At 41.1% G+C, this 21,518-nt stretch carries 21 protein-coding genes; 13 read left to right on the plus strand and 8 right to left on the minus strand.

Features of this window, described 5'->3' with window-relative positions; translation table 11 throughout:
- Positions 1 to 450 precede the first annotated feature (450 nt).
- Entirely contained in the window at positions 451 to 1,923 is a 1,473-nt protein-coding gene (glmM, locus tag AABK37_RS10595) for a phosphoglucosamine mutase (protein WP_432551533.1), read from the plus strand.
- On the opposite strand, the gene AABK37_RS10600 is transcribed toward glmM, so the two are convergent.
- A complete protein-coding gene (locus AABK37_RS10600; protein WP_432551534.1) occupies positions 1,912 to 2,133 on the minus strand; it encodes a hypothetical protein in 222 nt (73 codons plus the stop codon). The two genes, glmM and AABK37_RS10600, sit on opposite strands and share 12 nt — an antisense overlap.
- Before the next feature lie 41 nt (positions 2,134 to 2,174).
- On the opposite strand from AABK37_RS10600, the gene hpsL reads away from it, so the two are divergent.
- From hpsL to AABK37_RS10625, 5 genes are all read left to right on the plus strand, one after another.
- Entirely contained in the window at positions 2,175 to 3,818 is a 1,644-nt protein-coding gene (gene hpsL, locus AABK37_RS10605) for a hormogonium polysaccharide biosynthesis protein HpsL (RefSeq protein WP_432551593.1), read from the plus strand.
- A gap of 133 nt (positions 3,819 to 3,951) precedes the next feature.
- Positions 3,952 to 4,977 (plus strand): hormogonium polysaccharide biosynthesis glycosyltransferase HpsN, encoded by a 1,026-nt coding sequence (hpsN, locus tag AABK37_RS10610; RefSeq protein ID WP_432551535.1) that lies wholly within the window; start codon positions 3,952 to 3,954, stop codon positions 4,975 to 4,977.
- A 133-nt stretch (positions 4,978 to 5,110) separates the two neighbouring features.
- Positions 5,111 to 6,295: a hormogonium polysaccharide biosynthesis glycosyltransferase HpsO gene (hpsO, locus tag AABK37_RS10615; RefSeq protein WP_432551536.1), complete on the plus strand. Its 1,185-nt coding sequence runs from the start codon at positions 5,111 to 5,113 to the stop codon at positions 6,293 to 6,295.
- A 114-nt stretch (positions 6,296 to 6,409) separates the two neighbouring features.
- Positions 6,410 to 7,630, plus strand: coding sequence for a hormogonium polysaccharide biosynthesis glycosyltransferase HpsP (gene hpsP, locus AABK37_RS10620; protein ID WP_432551537.1), 1,221 nt, complete (start codon positions 6,410 to 6,412; stop codon positions 7,628 to 7,630).
- A 116-nt stretch (positions 7,631 to 7,746) separates the two neighbouring features.
- Positions 7,747 to 8,385, plus strand: coding sequence for a peroxiredoxin (locus tag AABK37_RS10625; protein ID WP_432551538.1), 639 nt, complete (start codon positions 7,747 to 7,749; stop codon positions 8,383 to 8,385).
- Here AABK37_RS10625 and AABK37_RS10630 read toward each other — a convergent pair.
- Positions 8,345 to 8,497 carry a hypothetical protein gene (locus AABK37_RS10630; protein ID WP_432551539.1) on the minus strand — a complete coding sequence of 51 codons (153 nt, stop codon included), beginning with the start codon at positions 8,495 to 8,497 and terminating at the stop codon, positions 8,345 to 8,347. The two genes, AABK37_RS10625 and AABK37_RS10630, sit on opposite strands and share 41 nt — an antisense overlap.
- Positions 8,498 to 8,717: 220 nt before the next feature.
- On the opposite strand from AABK37_RS10630, the gene AABK37_RS10635 reads away from it, so the two are divergent.
- Positions 8,718 to 9,350, plus strand: a complete 633-nt coding sequence (locus AABK37_RS10635; RefSeq protein WP_432551540.1) for a Uma2 family endonuclease — start codon at positions 8,718 to 8,720, stop codon at positions 9,348 to 9,350.
- A gap of 3 nt (positions 9,351 to 9,353) precedes the next feature.
- Here the strand turns inward: AABK37_RS10635 and AABK37_RS10640 are convergent, their stop codons facing one another.
- The 3 genes from AABK37_RS10640 to AABK37_RS10650 form a co-directional block, all read right to left on the minus strand.
- A complete protein-coding gene (locus tag AABK37_RS10640) occupies positions 9,354 to 11,531 on the minus strand; it encodes a dynamin family protein (protein WP_432551541.1) in 2,178 nt (725 codons plus the stop codon).
- Between the two features lie 126 nt (positions 11,532 to 11,657).
- Entirely contained in the window at positions 11,658 to 13,733 is a 2,076-nt protein-coding gene (locus AABK37_RS10645) for a dynamin family protein (RefSeq protein ID WP_432551542.1), read from the minus strand.
- 18 nt (positions 13,734 to 13,751) lie between these two features.
- Positions 13,752 to 14,099: a hypothetical protein gene (locus tag AABK37_RS10650; protein WP_432551543.1), complete on the minus strand. Its 348-nt coding sequence runs from the start codon at positions 14,097 to 14,099 to the stop codon at positions 13,752 to 13,754.
- 287 nt (positions 14,100 to 14,386) lie between these two features.
- On the opposite strand from AABK37_RS10650, the gene AABK37_RS10655 reads away from it, so the two are divergent.
- Entirely contained in the window at positions 14,387 to 14,974 is a 588-nt protein-coding gene (locus AABK37_RS10655) for a Uma2 family endonuclease (RefSeq protein WP_432551544.1), read from the plus strand.
- Between the two features lie 54 nt (positions 14,975 to 15,028).
- Here the strand turns inward: AABK37_RS10655 and AABK37_RS10660 are convergent, their stop codons facing one another.
- On the minus strand, positions 15,029 to 16,099 hold the full coding sequence (locus AABK37_RS10660) for an HlyD family secretion protein (RefSeq protein ID WP_432551545.1): 1,071 nt from the start codon (positions 16,097 to 16,099) through the stop codon (positions 15,029 to 15,031).
- Between the two features lie 202 nt (positions 16,100 to 16,301).
- Here AABK37_RS10660 and AABK37_RS10665 point away from each other — a divergent pair, with 202 nt between their 5' ends.
- The 3 genes from AABK37_RS10665 (at position 16,302) to AABK37_RS10675 (ending at position 17,823) form a co-directional block, all read left to right on the plus strand.
- Positions 16,302 to 16,505 carry a type II toxin-antitoxin system HicB family antitoxin gene (locus AABK37_RS10665; protein ID WP_432551546.1) on the plus strand — a complete coding sequence of 68 codons (204 nt, stop codon included), beginning with the start codon at positions 16,302 to 16,304 and terminating at the stop codon, positions 16,503 to 16,505.
- Positions 16,502 to 16,723, plus strand: coding sequence for a type II toxin-antitoxin system HicA family toxin (locus AABK37_RS10670; protein WP_432551547.1), 222 nt, complete (start codon positions 16,502 to 16,504; stop codon positions 16,721 to 16,723). The genes AABK37_RS10665 and AABK37_RS10670 overlap by 4 nt, the downstream gene beginning before the upstream one ends.
- Before the next feature lie 125 nt (positions 16,724 to 16,848).
- Positions 16,849 to 17,823 (plus strand): cysteine synthase A, encoded by a 975-nt coding sequence (locus tag AABK37_RS10675; RefSeq protein WP_432551548.1) that lies wholly within the window; start codon positions 16,849 to 16,851, stop codon positions 17,821 to 17,823.
- A gap of 30 nt (positions 17,824 to 17,853) precedes the next feature.
- Here the strand turns inward: AABK37_RS10675 and AABK37_RS10680 are convergent, their stop codons facing one another.
- Together AABK37_RS10680 and AABK37_RS10685 are read right to left on the minus strand one after the other, a co-directional pair.
- Positions 17,854 to 19,662 (minus strand): ABC transporter substrate-binding protein, encoded by a 1,809-nt coding sequence (locus AABK37_RS10680; protein WP_432551549.1) that lies wholly within the window; start codon positions 19,660 to 19,662, stop codon positions 17,854 to 17,856.
- A gap of 161 nt (positions 19,663 to 19,823) precedes the next feature.
- A complete protein-coding gene (locus AABK37_RS10685) occupies positions 19,824 to 20,033 on the minus strand; it encodes an FHA domain-containing protein (RefSeq protein ID WP_432551550.1) in 210 nt (69 codons plus the stop codon).
- Positions 20,034 to 20,346: 313 nt separating this feature from the next.
- On the opposite strand from AABK37_RS10685, the gene AABK37_RS10690 reads away from it, so the two are divergent.
- Together AABK37_RS10690 and AABK37_RS10695 are read left to right on the plus strand one after the other, a co-directional pair.
- Complete coding sequence (locus tag AABK37_RS10690) at positions 20,347 to 20,661, plus strand: (2Fe-2S) ferredoxin domain-containing protein (RefSeq protein WP_432551551.1); 315 nt, start codon at positions 20,347 to 20,349, stop codon at positions 20,659 to 20,661.
- A gap of 45 nt (positions 20,662 to 20,706) precedes the next feature.
- A complete protein-coding gene (locus AABK37_RS10695) occupies positions 20,707 to 21,513 on the plus strand; it encodes a DUF5331 domain-containing protein (protein WP_432551552.1) in 807 nt (268 codons plus the stop codon).
- The last annotated feature ends 5 nt before the right edge of the window (positions 21,514 to 21,518 follow it).

Raw genomic sequence — 21,518 nt, forward strand, 5'->3', positions numbered from 1 at the left:
CCCCTGTCCCCCTGTCCCACTGTCCCCCTGCTTCCCCTTTCCCCCTGTCCCCCTGTCCCTTTTGAAAAGTAATTTTTTTGATATTTTTATCTGTCTTTTTTCAAATATCGGCAAATTTACATCATGGTAAAGACTGAGATTAATGAAGATAATATGAATTATTTAATACATTTTTTCCCAAATACAGACTGACTTGAAAAAAGGATAAAGGAAAAAAGATATTTTGGCGATCGCTACTTAAGTAAAGAAAAATCTTCATGAAATATTGATAATCACATATACTATTCTAAAATAAATTTCAGTATTATTGCGTAATAACATTTGGTTCAAAAGAAATTTAAGGCGCAAGGGAACTAGTATATTGTCCTGATGAAAAGATATTCTGTCAGAATTGTTGAAGAAATTGTAAAGTGCTATTCTCCTGTGTGAGTGTGTGGAGTGTTTAAATCAATGGTTTCATATATAACTCAAACTGAAAACGGCTTTCGTGGTGGTTCAGCAACTGAATCTGAAGCGACAAAAGGTATAGAAGACAGTTTTGCATCTAATTTAATCGCACTACCAGCAAATCCCCTATTTGGTACAGACGGCATTCGCGGAAAAGTGGGAGAATTGCTGAGTGCGCCTTTAGCATTGCAAGTAGGTTTTTGGACGGGTATTGTTTTACGTAACCATGCTGCCAATCCAGGACCAGTGATTCTGGGGCAAGATTCGAGAAACTCCAGCGATATGCTGGCAATGGCTTTGAGTGCTGGGTTAACCGCAGCGGGGATAGAGGTTTGGTATTTAGGATTGTGCCCAACTCCTACCGTAGCTTATCTGGTCAGCCTCAGTGATGCGATTGGTGGAGTGATGATTTCTGCCAGTCACAACCCACCAGAAGACAACGGCATTAAAATTTTTGGGGCAAACGGTGCTAAGTTACCGCAACTGTTACAGGCAGCAATTGAAGCGGGGCTGCGCGGCAAGGCGATATTACCTGCTATTGTTAGTAATTGTGGACGGCATTACTCGCGCCCGGAGTTAATAAAAAATTATGCCTCGGCATTGCAACAACCTTTGGAGAATGCTGTAAGTCTTCAGGGAATGAAGATTGTTTTAGATTTGGCTTGGGGTGCAGCAGTTAAGTTGGCACCAGCAGTATTTAGAGAAATGGGGGCAGAAGTAATCTGTTTGCATAACGAAGCGGATGGATCTCGCATTAACGTTAACTGCGGTTCCACTCACCTAGATATTCTCGCCCAAACAGTCAAAGAACATAATGCTGACATCGGCTTTGCTTTTGATGGGGATGCCGATCGCGTCTTAGCAGTAGATAATATCGGCAGACAAGTTAACGGCGATTACATCCTCTATCTCTGGGGACGCAGCTTGCAACAAAAACAACAACTGCCAGATAACTTAATAATTTCCACCGTCATGGCGAACTTAGGCTTCGAGAAAGCTTGGAAACAAATTGGTGGTAAGCTAACTCGCACAGCAGTTGGCGATCAATACGTTCAAGCGGAAATGTTGCAAACAGGCGCAATGCTAGGTGGCGAACAATCCGGTCACATATTGTGCCGTCATTATGGTATCACGGGCGATGGTTTATTAACAGCTTTACACATAGCCGCTTTAGTCAAAGAAGCCAATGTTTCCTTGAGAGAACTGGTAGATCGAAGCTTTGAAACTTATCCGCAATTATTGCAGAACGTGCGCGTTGTAGATCGCGATCGCCGATTGGGATGGAAGAATTGCGAACCCATACAACAAGCGATCGCTTTAGCCGAAACCGCAATGGGCGATTCCGGTAGAATACTAGTTCGCGCTTCTGGTACAGAACCGGTCATCAGAGTTATGGTAGAAGCTGCCAATGAAAAAGTTGCTCATTACTGGACAAAAGAATTAGTCTCACAAGTCCAGCAACACCTAGCAGAATAAGCGATTTGGGCATAGGGCAATGGGCAATGGGCATTGGGCATTGGGAATTGGGCATGGGGCATTGGGCATTGGGAATTGGGCATTGGGCATGGGGCATGGGGCATTGGGCATTGGGCAATGGGCATTGGTAATAATTCTTTTCCTTTCCCCTTTCCCCTTTCCCCCTCTTAAAAAAGCCCCATGCCCCATGCCCCATGCCCCATGCCCCATTACCCATTCCCCATTACCCATTACCCATTACCCATTCCGCGATGCTAAAACTTAAGAAAAAATCCAAGCGCTCAAAAAAAAAGCACTTCCAACCAGAAACTCCTCCTCTTAGCCTGCAAGAAAGGTTAGCCCAAAAACGCAAAGCAACCAAAGCGCGTAAAGAATTCATCGGCTTACTTACCAAAGCTGTTTCTGTGGCGATCGTCGTCGGCATTTTGCTGGCTGTAGTCGGCGGAATTAAAGCCGCAGTTCCGGGTGTAGCCGGAATCATCATTATCGCTCTTTGTTTTAAATACCCCCGACAAGCGCTTTTTGCCTTTCTTATTTACGTACCTTTGGGTGGTACTATTACTTACTACATCGGTAACAGCCCTATACTTCAATTAGCCAAAGACGCTTTCTACATTCCAGCGTTGATTTCAATTTGGCAACTTTCTAAAAAGCGGCGACTACCTCTGCTAATTCCCCAAGCCCTGAAAACGCCACTATATATTTTATTAGCCTCCTGCACCATAACTTTACTATTTGTCAATGGCGCTCAACAGTTAAGTCCTCCTCCAGCTGGATTACTGCAAGACGCACCTAAAGAAGTACCCTTAGGAATGGGTATTCTCGGGCTGAAAGTATTATTAGGCTACTTACCCCTGATTACTTGTTATTACTACCTGATTCGTGACAAGCGGGATTTTCTCATTTTGTCGCGCTTACAAGTTGTCCTAATACTTGTCTCCTGTATCTTGGGTTTTCTCCAGTATTTTTTGCTACTGACAGGTATATGTCAAGGTACTAGAAATGCAGTAGGTGCTGATTTATTTAAAGCCACACTTGAAGCTAGATGTTATATTGGCGGTTCTCTAGTTTATAGTCCGAGTCAAGGGATGATTCGCTTACCAGGAACCTTTGTTGCTCCTTGGCAGTGGGCATGGTTCCTCATTTCTAGTACCTTTTTTACCTTTGGCACTGGCTTTAGCGATCCCTCAATTCTTTGGCGAATTGTAGGTTTAGGTTCTTTAGTCACAGTGTTTGTTAATGCAGTTATTTCTGGACAAAGAATTGCCTTAGCCTTAGTCCCCACCTGTTTCGTACTTTTACTATTGCTTACCGGTCAACTGGGAAACCTCAAACGCTTTATCCCCTTAGGAATGGGACTTGCCCTAATTCTGACAATTGCCATAGTCAGCAATCCCACAGTTGTACAAGAAAGGACGGATAGCTTTGTCAGTCGTTGGAATGCGTCACCTCCTCAACAATTTATCGTCGATCAATTCGAGGAGAATTGGAAAAACTCAAAAGGACCCTTCGGAAGTGGTTTAGGTCGAGCGACTAACTCTGCCCGTGCTTTAGGTCAAACAAAGTTGGTAGAAACCTACTACCCGAAACTGCTTTATGAAATTGGCATTTTCGGAGTACTAGGATTTTTAGCTTTGGTGACAACTTTAACAGTCGTCTGCTTCCGGACATACCGTTTGATAAAAAACCGTAATTTCCGCAGTTACGCAGCTGCTTTATGGGTGTTTATATTGTTTATTAGTTACAACACCTACTACTACCCTCTAGATGTCGATCCTGTTGCTGTTTATTACTGGTTTGCCGCTGGAATTCTTTTAAAGTTGCCAGAAATTGACAAACAAGAAAGACTCAAAGAGGCACAAGCAGAAGGAAATCAGGGAAAGCGTCGGAAGTAGGGGAGTGGGGGAGTGGGGGAGAGGGGGAGTGGGGGAAGAATTTTTATGACTTCTGACTTCTGACTTCTGACTTCTGACTTTTGACTTTTGACTCCTAAAATCTAAAATCTAAAATCTAAAATCTAAAATTCATATGGATTTACCTTTAATTTCCGTGATTATACCGACCTATGGTCGTGAGGAACCGCTGCGTGATAGCCTTGTGGATGTCCTCAAACAGGATTACCCGAATTTTGAAGTTTTGGTTGTAGACCAAACCCCCAAACATCAACCAGAAATTCAAGCTTATTTAGAAGAACTCTCAGCAGCAGATAAAATTAAATGGTTCCGCTTGGATTGGGCAAGTTTACCTGGAGCGCGTAATTATGCTGTGCGGCGCTCATCAGGTGAGATAATTTTGTTTATTGATGATGATGTACAGTTACCAAGTGGATTTTTAGCGGCTCATGCCAAAAATTATCTAGAAAAACCAGAAATAGGAGCCGTTGCGGGGCGAGTATTTGACAGAATGAAACTGGGTGATTCTGGAGGGGACTTGGAGATTGAATATTTGCCTCCCGAAGCAATGGACCCAGGAATCGCTTGGTATCATATTGATTTGGTGCATACAGTTAAACCCCAGCAAGTGCTGACAGCGAGGGGTTGTAATATGTCTTTCCGTCGCGAGATTTTTACCAAGTACGGACTGAGGTTTGATGAGAGGTTTCGCGGTAGTGCAGTGCGGGAGGAATCTGACTTTTGTTTGCGCGTGCGGCAGACGGGATATAAGATTTGGTATGACCCAGAAGCTGATTTAGTGCATTTAGGGGAAGAGACGGGGGGTTGTCATGATATTAGTATGCGATCGCTCAAATATCAAATGACCTTTTACCACAACCATTTTTTATTAGGACTGAAAAACCTCACCGCTACCCAAGCTTTACGCTTATACGCACGTTTATTTGATTGTCACGTCCTGGGACGTCCTCCTTGTCACAAAAGCGGTTCCCCGATTAAAATTGTTACCCGCTTAGTTTTCTACTCTTTGGGTTTTCTCAAAGCCGTGGGTACAGTCATTCAATCAGCTTGGAATGATGGTCAAATTTACACTCAACGCGATCGCCAAGATTATAACGATTTGCCTGTAACCGGACAAGAGCAAATTTTAGCTTCCAAATAAAACTAGGGACTAAGGACTAGGGACTGGGGACTGGGCACTAGAAAATTCTCCATTCCCAGCTAACAACCATAACCAACAACTAACAACTTACAACCATCAATCAACAACCAACAATTATCAACCAACAACATTAATGAAAATTTTAGTTGCCAGTCACACTTATATTGTAGACCTTAATTGCGAAAAATTACGCGCTTTATCTCAACTAGAACCGGGAATTGAAGTAACAGTTGTAGTTCCCAAACGCTGGAAACCCGGAGGCGTACAAAACAAAATTATTGAAACGCAATACCGCGATGAAGGCGCATTTAAAATAGTTCCGATTTCTAACTTCAGTCAAAATCATCAAGGACTTCTCACCTTTGGCGCTGATTTAATATCTTTGTTGCGACAGTTTCGCCCCCAAATCATCCAAGTAGAACAAGGTTCTCGCGGACTGTCTTACGCTCAAATGATTACTTTAAATAAGCTATTGGGACTAAAAGCAAAAAATATCTTTTTTACTTGGTGGAATCTGCCATACGAACTCAAATTACCCGCAGCTTTATTAGAAAAATACAACCTGAATAATAGCCACGGTATCATTTCCGGAAATCAGGATGGGGCAGAAATTCTCAGACAACGAGGATATAAAGATTCAATTAAAGTCATGCCGCAATTAGGTGTGGATGAAACTTTATTTACTCGCAAGCCTCAACCAGAATTAGCGGCTAAATTGGGTATTAAACCAGATGAATTTGTAGTTGGCTTTGTCGGACGTTTTGTTCCAGAAAAGGGCTTGCTGACGCTTGTAGATGCCTTAGCTACTTTAAAAGATAAATCTTGGAAGTTACTTTTAATTGGGCGGGGTGCGTTGCAATCAGAATTAATGAACAAAGCCGCAGAAAACAACTTTAAAGACAGAATTATCTTGGTGGAAAGTGTACCCCACGATGAAGTTGCCAAATATATCAATTTAATGAGTACTTTGGTGTTGCCTTCAGAAACAACTTATAAATTTAAAACTTTAACTTCTGCGGGTTGGAAAGAACAATTTGGTCATGTGTTAATTGAAGCAATGGCTTGTCAAGTTCCGGTGATTGGTTCCAATTCTGGCGAAATTCCTCATGTAATTGGTGATGCTGGGTTAGTCTTTCCGGAAAGCGATGTTAAAGCTTTGGCTGATTGCTTATCGCAATTAATGGAAAAGCCAGAATTTGCGGAAAAGTTGGGAGAAATGGGTTATCAAAAAGCGATGGTTCAATATACGAATAAAGCTTTAGCAAAACAGCAATTAGAATTCTACAAAGAATTGCTTAGTAGTCGTAGGGTGCGTTAACGAAGTAACGCACCAATTTCAAACGGTGCGTTAGGACTATCGTCCGTAACGCACCCTACAAATTTAATTTGACTTTTGCTAATAACTCCTAACTCCTAACTCCTAACTATTAAGATGCGAATTTTGCAAATTGTCCCTTCAATTTCTTTGATTTACGGTGGTCCCAGTCAAATGGTATTAGGACTATCTTCGGCATTGGCACAAGAAAATGTAAAAGTTACTATTCTCACTACAGATAGTAATGGTGATTCTGGTCAAAAACCTTTGGATGTTCCCTTAAATTGCCCGGTGAAACAGGATGGTTATGAAATAATTTACTTTCGTTGTTCGCCGTTTCGTCGCTATAAGTTTTCTCTTGATTTATTAAAGTGGTTAAATAATCACGCTCATGAATTTGACTTAGCACATATTCATGCTTTATTCTCTCCTATAAGTAGTGCGGCTGCGACTGTGTGCCGGCAGAAAAATTTACCTTACATTTTGCGTCCTTTGGGTACTCTCGATCCGGCTGATTTACGCAAGAAAAAGCAATTAAAACAGCTTTACGCCACATTTTTAGAACGGGCAAATTTAGCGGGTGCAGCTGCAATTCATTTTACCAGCGATCAGGAAGCAAAAATATCAGAACGATTTGGAGTTTCTACGCATGATTTGGTGATTCCTTTGGGTGTTATTCCCCCAGGAGGAGAGGGGGGGAGAGGGGGAGGGGGAGAGAGGGGGAAAGAAAATACAATTCGGAATCAGTTTGGTATCCCGTCTAATGTGGCTTTGGTGCTTTTTATGTCGCGAATTGACCCGAAAAAGGGGTTAAATTTACTGATTCCGGCTTTGGAAAAGCTGTTAGCCGAAGGTGGGAATTTTTATTTTGTCTTGGCGGGAACGAATCCTCAAGATCCAGATTATGAAGAAAAGATAAGATTGCAGATAGAAAATTCACCTTTGCGATCGCACACCACGATTACAGGTTTTGTTACGGGTGAATTAAAATCAGCTTTGCTGCAAGCGGCAGATTTATTCGTCTTGCCATCGTATTATGAAAATTTCGGGATTGCTGTCGCTGAGGCGATGGTAGCGCAAGTACCTGTAATTATCTCAGACCAAGTGCATATTTGGCATCAGGTGCGCGATAGCGAGTCTGGGTGGGTGGGTACAACAGATGTGGAATCGCTTGTAGAATTGTTAAGAGAAGCTTTGCAAAACCCCGCAGAATGTCGGCGTCGGGGATTGCGTGCCCAAGAATATGCATTGCAAAATTTCAGTTGGGAAGCGATCGCTCGTCAAACGATCCAAGCATACAATCAAATTTTGACATCGAATTTAGCAACTTTGCGGTAAACAACATAACTTAAAATTTTGTTGCAAACTGCCAAACCCCGATTGGACAACCGGGGTTATATGTGGCGATCGCATAGTACAATACTTTATGCCTTTATAACCACAGGGATTCTGACATGACTCTCCGTCTAGGTGACACAGTACCCAACTTTACGCAAGCCTCTACACACGGCGACATAAATTTTTACGATTGGGCAGGTGATAACTGGGTAATACTATTTTCCCACCCCGCAGACTTTACACCTGTTTGCACCACCGAATTAGGTACAGTTGCCAAACTGAAACCAGAATTTGACAAGCGCAACGTGAAAGCGATCGCCCTTAGCGTTGATGATGTTGACTCCCACAAAGGATGGGTAGGAGATATCGAAGAAACTCAAAACACCACCCTTAACTATCCAATTTTGGCAGATCCAGATCGTAAAGTTTCTGACCTTTACGACATGATCCACCCTAACGCTGCTAATACCGTAACAGTGCGATCGGTCTTCGTTATCGATCCGGATAAAAAACTGCGTCTCACCTTCACCTACCCCCCCAGCACAGGACGCAACTTTGATGAAATTCTGCGAGTAATTGATTCACTGCAACTGACTGATAACTACAGTGTAGCCACACCAGCTGACTGGAAAGACGGCGAAGATGTCGTAATTGTCCCCTCGCTGAAAGATCCAGAAGTGCTGAAGCAGAAATTCCCCAAAGGTTATGAGGAAGTCAAGCCTTATCTGCGGATGACTCCTCAGCCGAATAAGTAGAAGCAAAGGGGAATAGGTAATTGGGCATTGGGCATTGGGCATTGGGCATTGGGCATTGGGCATTGGGCATTGGGGAGGCAGTGCGGTCTTGGAGTTCACCTGCGTGGAGCATCTGCCGTCATTGGTAATAATTCTTTTTTTTCCGTTTTCCCTTTTCCCTTTTCCCTTTCCCCCTCTTTAAATCCCCATTCCCCATTCCCGATTACCCATTACCCTTTTTTTGTTAATCCGGAAATAATTTCTCTTGCAAAGGTAGGGTATATGCCCTACCTTTCACTTTTATGGGGTGTTTGCGTGAAAATAAAGAATAAAAGTGAGTAAGGTTAAGAATTATGCTTTCATCTCCTTTGATATTGCAACTTCCGTCATCAATACAAATGACAGACGAGCAATTTTTCGAGTTTTGTCAGGTGAATCGTGACTTACGCATTGAGCGGAATAAACTTAAAGAAATATCAATTATGCCCCCAACTGGGTCAGAGACAGGAAATCGTAACTTCAATTTAGCCGGACAGTTATATATTTGGGCAGAAAAAGACGGCACAGGTATTTGTTTTGACTCCAGCACGGGATTTAAGTTATCAACAGGTGCAGAGCGAGCCTCCTTTGGAGGAGCTTCTCCTTACGGAGACGCTACGCGAACGCTAACGCCTGATGCTTCCTGGATTAAACTAGAACGGTGGAATACTCTTGACAGCGAACAACAGCAAAAGTTTGCTCCCCTAAGTCCTGATTTTGTAATTGAACTGCGATCGCCAAGCGACAACCTTCAACCTTTGAAGGATAAAATGGAAGAATACATGAGAGAACCGGGAATACAGTTAGGCTGGTTGATTGACCGCAAGAATCGTAGAGTCTATATTTATCGTCCGGGAATGCCAGAGCAATGTCTAGAAAATCCTGATAACATAAGTGGCGAGTCGGTATTACCTGGGTTTATTCTTAATATGAGTAAAGTTTGGTAATAGCTATTTTTGATTAGATAATATTGTGTACGCTTCATTAATCAGCCGCATTTTCTCTTGCGCTTCTTTTTGTAGTTGCGGCTTATCAATAAATAAATCTGGATGCCATTTTTTTACTAAAATTCGATAAGCTTGTTTCATCTCAGCAAATGAAGCATTAGATTGCACTTCTAAAGTTGCATAAGCGCGAGTAATTTTGTCTTTTTCTGCTTCTGTTTTATTGCTTTGAGTTTTATTCTGCTGTTTCCCTGTTGAACCCATTTCCGCTTTCATTTGCGCTATTTCCTCATCAAGTTCCCAAGTGCGAAATTGCGCTTCAACTTGTTCTGGGGATGAAGGGGATGAGGGGGGGATGGGGGGAGGGGAGGATGGGGAGATGGGGGGAGGGGGGGAGGGGGGGAAAGAATTATTCTCCTTGTCTCCTTGTCTCCTTGTCTCCTTGTCTCCCTTGTCTGCCTTGTCTGCCTTGTCTCCCTTGTCTCCCCCATCTACCCTATCTGGATACGGTTGATAATTTGAAGATATATTCGCTTTTTCTAACTCTTGCAGCAACTGATTAAATACATTTTGTAACTGCTGCAATTCTTCACGTTTATTAGTGATTTCAACTGATTTGCCAACTTCAAATCTAATTACTTTATCAGCTTTTTTTTCATATTCAGTTAATATTGATAAACCTTGACTGCTGAAGCGAGATAAATAATCTTCAGCCGCTGTTATACAAATTTGGGCAACTTGTTGATGATAAGATTCGGTTGCTGATTTTTCATCTTGTTTTTGTATATTCTTATTTAATATATAGGAAATACTGCCAACTACAGCCGCTCCGACGGGACCACCTAACAACCAACCAATACCACTACCAACGGCTATAGAACCAGTTTCACTCAAATCATCGGCATTACTCGGTTTAGGAGGTAAAGTAATTTGGGGAACGTTTGGGAAGCTAATTAATAAATCTTCTGGTCTTTCTTCTTGAAAGAATTCATAAGCTTGATAAAGCCATTTGACTACAGCTAATTGCAATTCTGTCAAGTCTTTTTTTAAAGTGCTTGCTTGCCAAGATTTAAAGTTATTTTCTGCTAAGGCAACTGCTGCTTCAGTTTGGTATTTTGTTAGTAGATTCGGTAAATCTAGCCAACCGCGTAACTCAGCAACGCTTGTATTAAAGCCTTTTTGAATTAATTTTTCCGCTTTTTGTTTAATTTCAATTTTGGCTTTGTTTTTTTCATCAAGAGATTTAATTTCACTAGCGAGGGGGTCAATTTTCGCTTTTAATGATAGTATAATTTGAGAAGCGCTTACTTGCACTCTTGGTAAACGCACACCACCGCGATTTTGTTGCAGTATCCCTACAATATTTTGCAAAGCTGATTCAAAAGCTACTAAACCGCTACTGCTAGCTTGAGTTACATCACCTTTTAATCTTGCTCTTAAAGCCGGTAAAGCATCAACGCGATATAAATTGCTAAAACCCGCAGGTAATTCCGCTCGAAAACTTTCCGCAACAAACAACAAGCGATTTTGGACTTGTTTTTGTTCATCGGGTTCGAGTAAGTTAAGAAAATTGGCAACAAAAATAACTGTCTTAATCTTGCGATCTAATAGCCAATCTCGCAAATTTTCGCGCTCACCTAAAGTCATCAACTTGCGTGCATCCAGTAATTGTATTACTAAATCTGCACTTAATAGCTGCTCTTTCACTAAATTATCTTGTTCTTCTCTATCATTCGTTCCCGGTAAATCGATAAATTCTACACCCGTTTCTAAAAAAGGATGAGGACAGAAAACTTCTACAGATGCAACATCTTTTCGCATCTGTCTGTTATTATCAAGAATTGCGAATTCTTTTAAAATTTCCGTTCCACTGCGATAGATTTCTGTACCATCTACCAAAATGATGCGAGTTTGCAAGTCAGTACCATACTTGACAGTAATCGCTGCACCTGTGGTAGGAATTAAATCAATCGGTAAAGTGCGATTTCCCAACATCGCATTTAGCAAAGTTGACTTACCATGATTAAATGGACCAAATACCGCAATCCGAAAGCTAGGATTTGCTAAGTGGTTGGAAATAGCAATTATATCTTGATAAAGTTGTGATTTGCGGTCTATATCGAGTAATGCAGATGCAGACTTGAGAGAATCAGAAAGTTTTTTGTACACTTCATTTTGTTGCATAAGACAGTTTCAGTAGTTTTCTCATAACCACAGAAACCTCTCCCCCAACTTCTCCCCTACAAGGTGAGGGGAGTAAGATTTCCCCCTTCCCTTGTAGGGAAGGGGGTTAGGGGGTTAGGTTTTCCGTTAGCTGTAATAAGCTAACAAATTGCTATACGCTGCTTCAATTTTCTGCAATTGAAATATTACATCTTCCTGTAAATTCTTCAACCGCTTTAACTCGCTTTCTCGATTTATCTCGCGTGTTTCTTTTTGCTGAAGCAAATTATCTAACTCAGATTTGCGAGAAGCGATATCATCGTTAATTCGCTTGCTCACTTCTCTTTCATAAGAGTCAAAACACTCTTTCACTGCATCATGAACAGTTTTTGATTGTTCCTCTGCTACTTGCGGCAGATATTTTACTAACTCTTTTTTTGCTGTTTTCACTAACTCTTTCCGCGCTTGATCTGCTTGCAAAAATCCTACACCCAATCCAAGTAAAGCAAATCCAATTGGTCCGAGAAAAATACCTGTGACTGCTGTAATTATCCCACCAATACCAATTACAGTAAAGTAGTTTAACAAAATATTTTTCCAATCAAATCCGGCACCTGCCATTGCAAAGCCGGCAAGGTTTCCATTAGATAAAGATAATAACCCCATTGCCCATTTTGCCCATTCCGGGGAGTTATCATCTTCAGTAGTGGTAGAATTGAGTTTGACCTTTTCTCCAGTTAGCTTTTCGGTTATTTGGTCTGTGACTTGACTGTAAGATGCCCCATATTGGGAAGCGCTGCGAGTAAGTTGTTTGAAAGCTGCATTTATTTCATTTTCAGCGGTTAAAGTCCAAGCGGCAAATTTATCGGTGATATACTGTTCAAAGGCTTTTTGGAGTGCCGAATTAAATGCTTCGCGCTTACCGCTGCTGAGAAAATCAAACAGATTTAATTCGGGTTGATAGCGCAAGAAATCAGTTTCAAAGGTATTGCCTAAATTTAAAACGTAGCTGCGAAAAGAATCTGCGATCGCTCTTGCCTGATTATCTCTAGTTTTGATAATTTCTGCTTGAAATTCATCGCGAATATTTGTCAGCTTACTAAATTCCGGTTCAACTGAATCAATTCTTTTTTTCAATTCGTTGACATCTTGGTCAAGTAATGGTATCCTCCTTTCAATTGCTTCGCGGGTATGATTGCAAGCACCTCTAGCTAAAGTTCTAACTTGACGCAATTCGGCGATCGCACGTTCTCTAGTCAAAAAAGTATTCAGCGCTTGCATAAACTCTCCAAAGCCAGTTTTTTCTAACCCAGCTTGGGGATTTTTTAAGCGTCGTCTTAATGCTTGAATTGACGAAACCTCAAATACACGCTCTTCGTAAACATTTTGTCCATCTACATAACAATATTCTGCCAGGTTTGCGCTGAATACTTGCCGCAATCTGTCTTCAGAAGCTTTTAATTCTTCTTCATCATCCGGATCGATCAATGATTCTTTCACCTGATCCCAAGCATTGATTAAGAAGAAAACAGTCAATCCTCTACCTTTAATATAATTTTCTAAATAGCGACGCTCACCCAAAGTGCAAGGTTGCGACGCTCTCATCACAAAGAGAATTGCATGACAATTATTTACATAACCTAACGATAATTCGTTTCGCGCTTCTGTATCATTCAAACCCGGACTATCAACAATTTCAATTCCCTTTTCTAACAACGGTAAAGGATACTCTACAACTGCATAATCAACATCGGGAAATGCTTGTTTTTTCTCTTGTTCTAATTTCTTCGCTTCCGTTGGGTCGATAGTATATTTATATTTAAAGCTGGCGAAATCAAGTTCTTGAGGACTTTTGCCATCATTGAAATGAACAGTAACTTTCTTCTCTGAACCATATCGCAACACTGTTAAGACTGCGGTACAGGGATTCACATCACTCGGTAATAGATTTTCCCCAATCAAAGCGTTGAGAAAGGTGCTTTTTCCGCGTTTCATATCGCCTAAAACTAAAAGCCGAAATACACCGTTTTTGAGATTTTTACTCGCTATCGTAATATCTTCAATATCTCGTTCTAAACTAAGCTTTCCTGATGTATTTCCGTCTAATTCAGCTTTAGTAATTGTCTCTGCAATATTGCTCAAACAAACGGAAATTTCTGAGCGCACTTGAGCAACGCGCTCTAAATCGTTGATGAATTTGTCAGTATCAACTTGACGATTCATGATGATTGCATCCCTAATTTAAGGCTTTTTAGAATCAAAAAATAGTTTGTAAGATATCCACGTCAGCGCAGTGACAATTATAATCCCTGCGACAATTGAAGCTATTTTCACAGCAACCAGCGCTGCTACACCGATAGCGAGAAGCTTCCCAGCGAGAATAACTTTTTTCGTCAAAAGTTTTTGAGAATTTTCTGGCTGATGTTTAACAGTTTTATAAATCGGTGTATTGTCAGCATAGATATCAGCTTCCATTTCCCGGAGTCGTATTTCAACTTCTCGTTGTCGCAGTTCGCGTTCTCGACGTTCGAGTTCATTATAGCGATGTCTAGCGACAAGCCGCTTTGCGTCTACGCCTTCTGATTTCATTGGTGTCCACCCCATCTAGGACAATAAAATAATCACAGCATTCTTCAATTCAACAATACTGTATCCTAATTGACATGCAAATAAATAAAACCAGTAATATTACGAAAATAAAGTTTAAATTGCTTATTAAGCTAAAAAAAGAAAAAGTAAAATTACTTAGATATTAGATTCCACAAGAACAACTTGAGTTCCAGAAATTTATAGTAAAAATTTCGCGTAAACCTACCTGAGATTTACCAAAAAAGCTAAAAGAAAGTGAAAATAAAAAATAAAAAAGGGAGTAAATTATGCTTTCATCCCCTATTGTCGTGCTAATTCCGCCATCAATGCAAATGACAGACGAGCAGTTTTTCGAGTTCTGTCAGGTGAATCGTGACTTACGCATTGAGCGGAATAAACTTGGAGAAATCTCAATTATGCCCCCAACTGGTTCAGAAACAGGAAATCGTAACTTTAATATTGCTTTACAGGTAGGAATTTGGGCAGAACAGGATGGTACAGGTATTTGTTTTGACTCTAGTACGGGGTTTAAGCTGTCAACAGGTGCGGATCGTTCTCCTGATGTTTCCTGGATTAAATTAGAACGTTGGAATACTCTCTCAAGCGAACAGCAGCAAAGGTTTGCACCAATTTGTCCTGATTTTGTCATTGAACTCAGGTCAGCTTCTGATAACCTGCAACCTTTGAAAGAAAAAATGGAAGAATATATGAGGGAACCGGGAATACAGCTAGGTTGGTTGATTGACCGCAAGAATCGGAGAGTCTATATTTATCGTCCGGGTCAACCAGAGGAATGTTTAGAAAATCCAGATAAAATAAGTGGCGACGATCGCATTTTACCTGGATTTGTTTTGAATACAAGTAAAGTTTGGTAAAGCGTAGACGCAAAGCGGCTTGTCGCTAGACATCGCCTGCACATGAATTGTGATTTATCGAGTTTCCACTGTCACATCTGCGCTAATTCCCGGACCAATTCGAGATTCATAACCGCGAATACTCTCAGGTTCAAGCATTATCTTCACCGGAACTCGTTGCACCGTATTATTATTATTAGAATTAGCCGAGGGGCTATTTTGGGGCGTGGGGGCAAACCTGCTAAAAGAGGCAGGTGATATACTATCTACCTTGCCGATAAATTTGCGACTGGGGAAAGCAGCAATTTTGATTTCGGCTTTTTGTCCCGGACGTATCTTTTCTAACTGAGTTTCCTTAAAGTTAGCAACAACCCAAGGATTGGGCTGCACAACTGACATCAGAGTTTGTCCTGGTTGCACCTGCTGACCTACTCGGACATCTTTGTTACCAACTTGACCGCCGAGCATGGCAGTAATTTTGGTGTAGGATAGCTGGAGTTCAGCTTGTTTTAATTGTGCTTGTTTTTGCGCGATCGCTGCTTGTGCGGCTTTGTATTGTTGCCGATTTAACTCGACTTGCTGATTAATACTTTGTGATTTGCTAGCTGCGATTTTGGCTTGAGCAGCCGCATTTCCCGCAGGTGGACGCACGCTCGCCGTATCAATTGTAACGACATTATTGATATTTTGCCGTGCCACTTCTGCTTGTTGCTTGGCTAGTTCTAAATCGGCTTTTGCTTGTGCTAAAGATACTTGGTATTCGCGGGGATCGAGTTGTACTAATACTTCCCCTGGTTTTACCGATTGGTTATCTTTGCTGGCAACTGCCATAACTACCCCAGCAATGCGGGAATTCACAGGATAAATATCTGCGGAAACATAAGCATTATCTGTTACCTGGTGATATTTAGCAAACTGCATGTAGCGGTAAGCATAAATTCCCGCAGCGATCGCCCCAGCACCTAACGTTACTCCTACGATCAAAAAGGGTAACAGTTTGCGGTTGCGAGGTCGCGATACAGGTTTTTCATCTCTAGGAGATTCTATCGGAGCGATCGCTGTCACCTCATGCTCCGAAACTGAAGTTTTTTGTGCATCCATTTGTGTAATTTGCTCAGTCTGTTTTGATGACTCTAGACGTTCCATCAGTAACCTTAGTTTCGGCAACAATTAGGGCTGGAGTTAGTAAACAAGATTAACGGTAAACTAGTCAATACCTCCAGCGCCAGATTTTTGGAATAATGTTGTTGCCTATACAAATTCTAGCTAAGTATATACTGAGCCGGAGCGAATAGCATCAATCAATTAATCCTAGCTTTGTTTAAAATCAAAGCAAGGAGGTATGACAATGAAATGGCGTGTAATTCTTGAACCAGATTTAGAAACAGGTGAATGGGCAGTATGGTGTCCAGAGTTACCAGGTTGCGTTTCCGCCGGAGAAACCGAGCAAGAAGCTTTAGAAAATATTCGTGAAGCGATCGCATTATATCTTGAACCCGACTTCATTAAACTAGCACCCGGAGCGGTTACACGCGAGGTTACTATTGGATGAGCCGTACCCGAAGAATGAATGCATTGGAAGTTGAAAGCATCTTGCAACGTTACGGCTTTGAGTTAGTCTCTCAAAAAGGTAGTCATCGTAAATGGCGAAATATTGACCGACAACTTCAGGTAATTGTACCATATCACAAAGGTCGTGATTTACCTATAGGAACGCAACGTAACATCATGCTCGGTGCAGATATTCCAGAATCCGAATGGAAAGCGTAAATCTTATAAATATCTAAAAAATCCTGCTGTGGTCAGTGGTAATTTTGTATTGCCTAAGTTTATCCTGAATACGACCACTAATATAAGCCAAAATTTTTATAGGTAAGAACTCAGGTAAATTTAACATGGATATCAAAAACGGCTTTGTCGGAACTGTAGGTAACACACCGCTAATTCGCTTAACCAGCTTTAGCGAAGAAACTGGTTGCGAAATCCTTGGTAAAGCAGAATTTCTCAATCCTGGAGGTTCCGTCAAAGACCGCGCCGCACTTTATATTATTGAAGATGCCGAAAAGAAAGGTTTACTCAAACCCGGTGGCACCGTCGTTGAAGGAACAGCCGGTAACACAGGTATCGGACTAGCACATATTTGCAATGCCAAAGGTTACAAATGTTTAATTATTATTCCCGATACTCAATCGCAAGAAAAGATGGACGCGATGAGGGCTTTGGGTGCTGAAGTTCGTCCCGTCCCCGCTGTACCATATAAAGACCCGAATAACTACGTTAGACTATCTGGCACAATCGCCGCAGAGATGGAAAACGCAATTTGGGCGAATCAATTTGATAACTTAGCAAATCGTCGCGCTCATTACGAAACCACAGCAGCAGAAATTTGGGCGCAAACAAATGGTAAAGTAGATGGTTGGGTAGCTGCAACCGGCACAGGCGGAACATTTGCGGGTGTGGCGATGTACCTGAAAGAGAAAAATCCGGCGATTAAATGCGTAGTTGCCGATCCGATGGGTAGCGGACTTTACAGTTATATTAAAACAGGCGAAATCAAATTAGAAGGTAATTCGATTACCGAAGGTATTGGTAACAGTCGCATCACTGCAAACATGGAAGGGGCGCCGGCTGATGATGCGATTCAAATTGATGACAAAGAAGCTTTGCGAGTAGTTTACCAGCTATTAAGAAAAGATGGGCTATTAATGGGCGGTTCCACAGGAATTAATGTTGGTGGTGCGATCGCACTAGCCAAACAAATGGGACCCGGACACACCATTGTAACTATTTTATGTGATAGCGGTTCTCGTTATCAATCACGGATATTCAACCCTGAATGGCTGGCGTCAAAAGGACTTTCAATAGATTAGTTATTCACCTCTCAACTAACATAGAATCAACTATGGATCAATACGGCAAAATCTATAATGTACTTGATCTTCAGGTTTACATTGGTTTTTGACTTGGACTAAGACACCGAGTCGATTATTGTCCTCAGATTTAACTTTGCGATCGCTCAATTCATCAAACTCAACTATACCCGTTGCACCTGGCGTTGATTTAAAATCTTTGTTACTTAGAACATCGTATAATCCCTGCCGGGTGGGGTTATTTCCTACTTTTTGCAAAGCGTCTGCAATTACCTGTGCTGCATCGTGTGCAGTAGCACTACGCCAACCAACATATCGTGTTTCCCAAAGTTGAATTGATTCGTCTTTATACCATTGAGGAGTTAGTTCAATATCAAAAGGTATAGCAAGAATCATATTTTTTGCCTTCTCTGCAAAACCAGGTGTTAATTTATCCTCACTGTAGAATGAATCTCCAGCAAATAGATGTTTATTATTATTTAACTGGATAGCAAATAATCCTTTATTTGTTGCTTCCCCCAAACCTAGCGATAGCATCAGTAAATTTGCATTTTTAATCTGACTATCGCATTTATCGATTGTGATTTTTCCTAAATCGCATGAAGCTACATTTTTCGGTGTAAAATTTTTCTCAAATGCCTCTTTGAGCGACTTACTGTATATTTTCTCAGAATTATAGAAAGTACCAGCTTTCTCACCAGGAAAATTCTTCTGAATGTACTCAAATAAATCGCTGGTAGCAACTGCATCACTAGGGGCAATGCGAAAGACGTTTTTACTCAATTTAAATTGATAGCCTGAAGATGTAATTGTCTTTTGTCTAACCGCTGTACTAGTTGGCGAAATTGCCACTAATTTCTCACTTTCATAAACTTTATCACCGCCTAAAATTGCATCACTAGTAAAATTACCAATTACTGCTAAGATGTTGCCATTAAAAGCTTCATCCCCAGGTATTTTATTCTCAGCAATATATTTAGCAACACGAGTAGCAATCTTTGGACTGTTATCATCGCGGGCGATTATTACCTGTAAGAATTGTTCATTTATACCTTTTCTTTCATTAATTTTATTCTGAAGATGTGCAACTCCTCGTAATATTTGTTCGCTGAGTCTGCTGAACTCTACAGATGTACCGTTAATTGGGTTAACGACAGCAATAGTTAGTGGTGGTTGAGTGCTATCATTTGCTTTGGCATTATTTAATAATATTAATGTTTCTGGGTCTACAGAACATTTGACAGCAGTGGTGTTATCCAATGCAGCTTTTTTAAATAAATTGATTGCCTCTTGAAAATTTTGCTGGGCTTTTTTGAAGTTTCCTTGAGAAAAGTCATTCATTCCGGCTTGTTTTTTTGCATATGCAGCCAGACAATCAGGATTAGTTGATGTTATACCTTGAGTCAGCAAAGATTCTTCACCACGGGTGAAATAATTATCGGGTAGTGGAGGTGGTTGGGTAACAAGATGAATGATGTATGTGATGAATGCGATCGCCAACACACCAAAAATTCCAAATCCAGCATATAACCAAGGTTTTTTAACTGTAGGGTCTGGATTTTGAATTAATCTAGCATCATAAAGTGCTGCCATTACTTCATCCGCAGACTGATACCGATATTTCGGGCTAGGTTCCAACATCTTATTAATAATTTTCGCCAATTCTGGACGTACTTTCACAGAATTTTGCCAGCGTTCTAAATTATACGGAATATCTAAATTCATCGGGTTTTCACCTGTAAATAAGTAGATACAAGTGGCTGCTAAGGAATATAAATCCGAAGCAAAATAAACAATCCCAGCATTTACCTGTTCTGGAGGTGAAAACCCAGGAGTCATAATCACGGTTGCACTTTCCGAAACACCTTCTTCAACTTTCTTGATTACTTGCTTAACCGCACCAATACACTTTTGCCTGAATTACCCCGTCGCGATCCTGATACCGGACTCCACATTGAAGCGTTTTATGCGTTGGACTTTGTGTTGCCGTTGGCATGGGACTAACTCGCGAAATTAATTGTGGAATGCCTACGACAACAACAACTAATGCAACAGATGCAATGTTTGCGGGAAATCGTCTTTTGGGGGTTAGAAAGCTCAATATCGTTTTGACTATCGCGCCCTACAGTCAGGCGATCGCTTTCTATTAATTTACACTGAATTTCGCCATCTGGTGACTGAATTTCTAGGAACGGCGACACCGAATGCATACATCTCTCCTAATTGGTGAGGTCACTTTTATTAATTTCAATGCCGGATTGATACTTGTGAAATTTATTCTTCATAATCAGTATTATTGCTGCTATTATCACATATTTTCCTTTTTGATGATACTAAAACTTAATTGGTCTTCACACAGTTTTGCTTTTCTAATTAGAGTTATTGATACAAATGCAGACAAATCGGAGACTTGATTATTTTTTACATTCAGAGAATAAAAGCCGCAAAATTCATACGGGGTAAACAGAGGCGTGTAATAATTACATATAGTGCGATTCTCCTGCAAAGACGGTTCCTAAAAAAATGTCAAACAATCAACCATCCGCTTCTTCTAGATGCGTGCGGGTATGTCAAAATCGTGCTTGTAAAAAGCAAGGTGCGGCGAAGGTATTAGCTGCTTTTAAGGCTTCAGTAGTTCCTGGGGTGACGGTGACGGCTACCGGCTGTTTGGGACAATGCGGTAATGGTCCGATGGTGTTGGTGTTGCCCGATCGCGTCTGGTATAGTGGTGTCCGCCCTAATGAAGTGCCTTTGGTAGTAGAACAGCATTTACTCGGCGGTCAAGAAGTTGAAAAGATGCTGTACTCTCGGTTTCATTCTGAGTCCCAAGACGATTAAAAATATAAAGGACTGCACTCTTTTTTACTGTTTACGAGGCATCCTATGAATATTCAGCATCTGCGTGAATCACTGAAAATAAAGTGGCTAAATTACTACTTTGAAAATCGTCCCTGGTTAGTCAAGATGCAAATTTGGGGGACGTATGATGGTGAACGGCGTCCAAGCAGCGGTTTTATATTGGCGACTTTATCTGTTTTAGAACCGCAACTTGATGAGATTTTTCCCTTTATTTTGGATCTAAATAATAATCCCGATCGCATTGTTGCCGCATTAGGTCTTAACTTCAATCCCGACCGACATTTAGATTTAATTAAATCGGAAAAGCCAATAGTTACCACAGAGGTGATTAGCGTAAGCCAACATGAGGTTAGAGATGCTGTAAAAAACGACGTTGAAATTAGCATCAAACCTGCGCCGCTTGCTGTGACAACCCAAGTCAACAATGATAACAATGAGCGATCGCCCCAATCTACCAGCAAAGTTGAAAGCAAGGGAAAATCTAAGCCGTTGGGATTTACAACTAAAGTTGAAACCAAGGGCAAACCTGATAATAAACACAGCAAAACTTCACCCCCTAACCTTTCTCCTTTCAGAGGAGAAAAGAAAAAAAGCGTTGCTGCACTTCCGGGTGATGTAATCCGGATGAATGGAACTTGTGAGCGATCGCACTCAGTTACCACTTTGTTACCTAGCAATGGCAAACCGCTTGCTGTGGCTACAATTGAAAGCCAAGACATGCGTGTAAAAATGCAACGCAAAGATGTTCAGAGTGAAGTTAATTCATCACCTACCACTAATGCCAGTAGTCTACCTTCTTGGATAGATGAGTTTTGTGAAGGCGCCAATTAGTAGAA

The organism is Tolypothrix sp. VBCCA 56010 (assembly GCF_050875635.1).
Lineage (GTDB): Bacteria > Cyanobacteriota > Cyanobacteriia > Cyanobacteriales > Nostocaceae > Hassallia.

Excerpts from the sequence above, each read along its gene's own strand:
- glmM (WP_432551533.1), top strand. The coding sequence starts at position 451 with ATGGTTTCATATATAACTCAAACTGAAAACGGCTTTCGTGGTGGTTCA.
- AABK37_RS10600 (WP_432551534.1), bottom strand. The coding sequence starts at position 2,133 with ATGGGGCATGGGGCATGGGGCATGGGGCATGGGGCTTTTTTAAGAGGG.
- hpsL (WP_432551593.1), top strand. The coding sequence starts at position 2,175 with ATGCTAAAACTTAAGAAAAAATCCAAGCGCTCAAAAAAAAAGCACTTC.
- hpsN (WP_432551535.1), top strand. The coding sequence starts at position 3,952 with ATGGATTTACCTTTAATTTCCGTGATTATACCGACCTATGGTCGTGAG.
- hpsO (WP_432551536.1), top strand. The coding sequence starts at position 5,111 with ATGAAAATTTTAGTTGCCAGTCACACTTATATTGTAGACCTTAATTGC.
- hpsP (WP_432551537.1), top strand. The coding sequence starts at position 6,410 with ATGCGAATTTTGCAAATTGTCCCTTCAATTTCTTTGATTTACGGTGGT.
- AABK37_RS10625 (WP_432551538.1), top strand. The coding sequence starts at position 7,747 with ATGACTCTCCGTCTAGGTGACACAGTACCCAACTTTACGCAAGCCTCT.
- AABK37_RS10630 (WP_432551539.1), bottom strand. The coding sequence starts at position 8,497 with ATGCTCCACGCAGGTGAACTCCAAGACCGCACTGCCTCCCCAATGCCC.
- AABK37_RS10635 (WP_432551540.1), top strand. The coding sequence starts at position 8,718 with ATGCTTTCATCTCCTTTGATATTGCAACTTCCGTCATCAATACAAATG.
- AABK37_RS10640 (WP_432551541.1), bottom strand. The coding sequence starts at position 11,531 with ATGCAACAAAATGAAGTGTACAAAAAACTTTCTGATTCTCTCAAGTCT.
- AABK37_RS10645 (WP_432551542.1), bottom strand. The coding sequence starts at position 13,733 with ATGAATCGTCAAGTTGATACTGACAAATTCATCAACGATTTAGAGCGC.
- AABK37_RS10650 (WP_432551543.1), bottom strand. The coding sequence starts at position 14,099 with ATGAAATCAGAAGGCGTAGACGCAAAGCGGCTTGTCGCTAGACATCGC.
- AABK37_RS10655 (WP_432551544.1), top strand. The coding sequence starts at position 14,387 with ATGCTTTCATCCCCTATTGTCGTGCTAATTCCGCCATCAATGCAAATG.
- AABK37_RS10660 (WP_432551545.1), bottom strand. The coding sequence starts at position 16,099 with ATGGAACGTCTAGAGTCATCAAAACAGACTGAGCAAATTACACAAATG.
- AABK37_RS10665 (WP_432551546.1), top strand. The coding sequence starts at position 16,302 with ATGAAATGGCGTGTAATTCTTGAACCAGATTTAGAAACAGGTGAATGG.
- AABK37_RS10670 (WP_432551547.1), top strand. The coding sequence starts at position 16,502 with ATGAGCCGTACCCGAAGAATGAATGCATTGGAAGTTGAAAGCATCTTG.
- AABK37_RS10675 (WP_432551548.1), top strand. The coding sequence starts at position 16,849 with ATGGATATCAAAAACGGCTTTGTCGGAACTGTAGGTAACACACCGCTA.
- AABK37_RS10680 (WP_432551549.1), bottom strand. The coding sequence starts at position 19,662 with ATGACTCCTGGGTTTTCACCTCCAGAACAGGTAAATGCTGGGATTGTT.
- AABK37_RS10685 (WP_432551550.1), bottom strand. The coding sequence starts at position 20,033 with ATGCATTCGGTGTCGCCGTTCCTAGAAATTCAGTCACCAGATGGCGAA.
- AABK37_RS10690 (WP_432551551.1), top strand. The coding sequence starts at position 20,347 with ATGTCAAACAATCAACCATCCGCTTCTTCTAGATGCGTGCGGGTATGT.
- AABK37_RS10695 (WP_432551552.1), top strand. The coding sequence starts at position 20,707 with ATGAATATTCAGCATCTGCGTGAATCACTGAAAATAAAGTGGCTAAAT.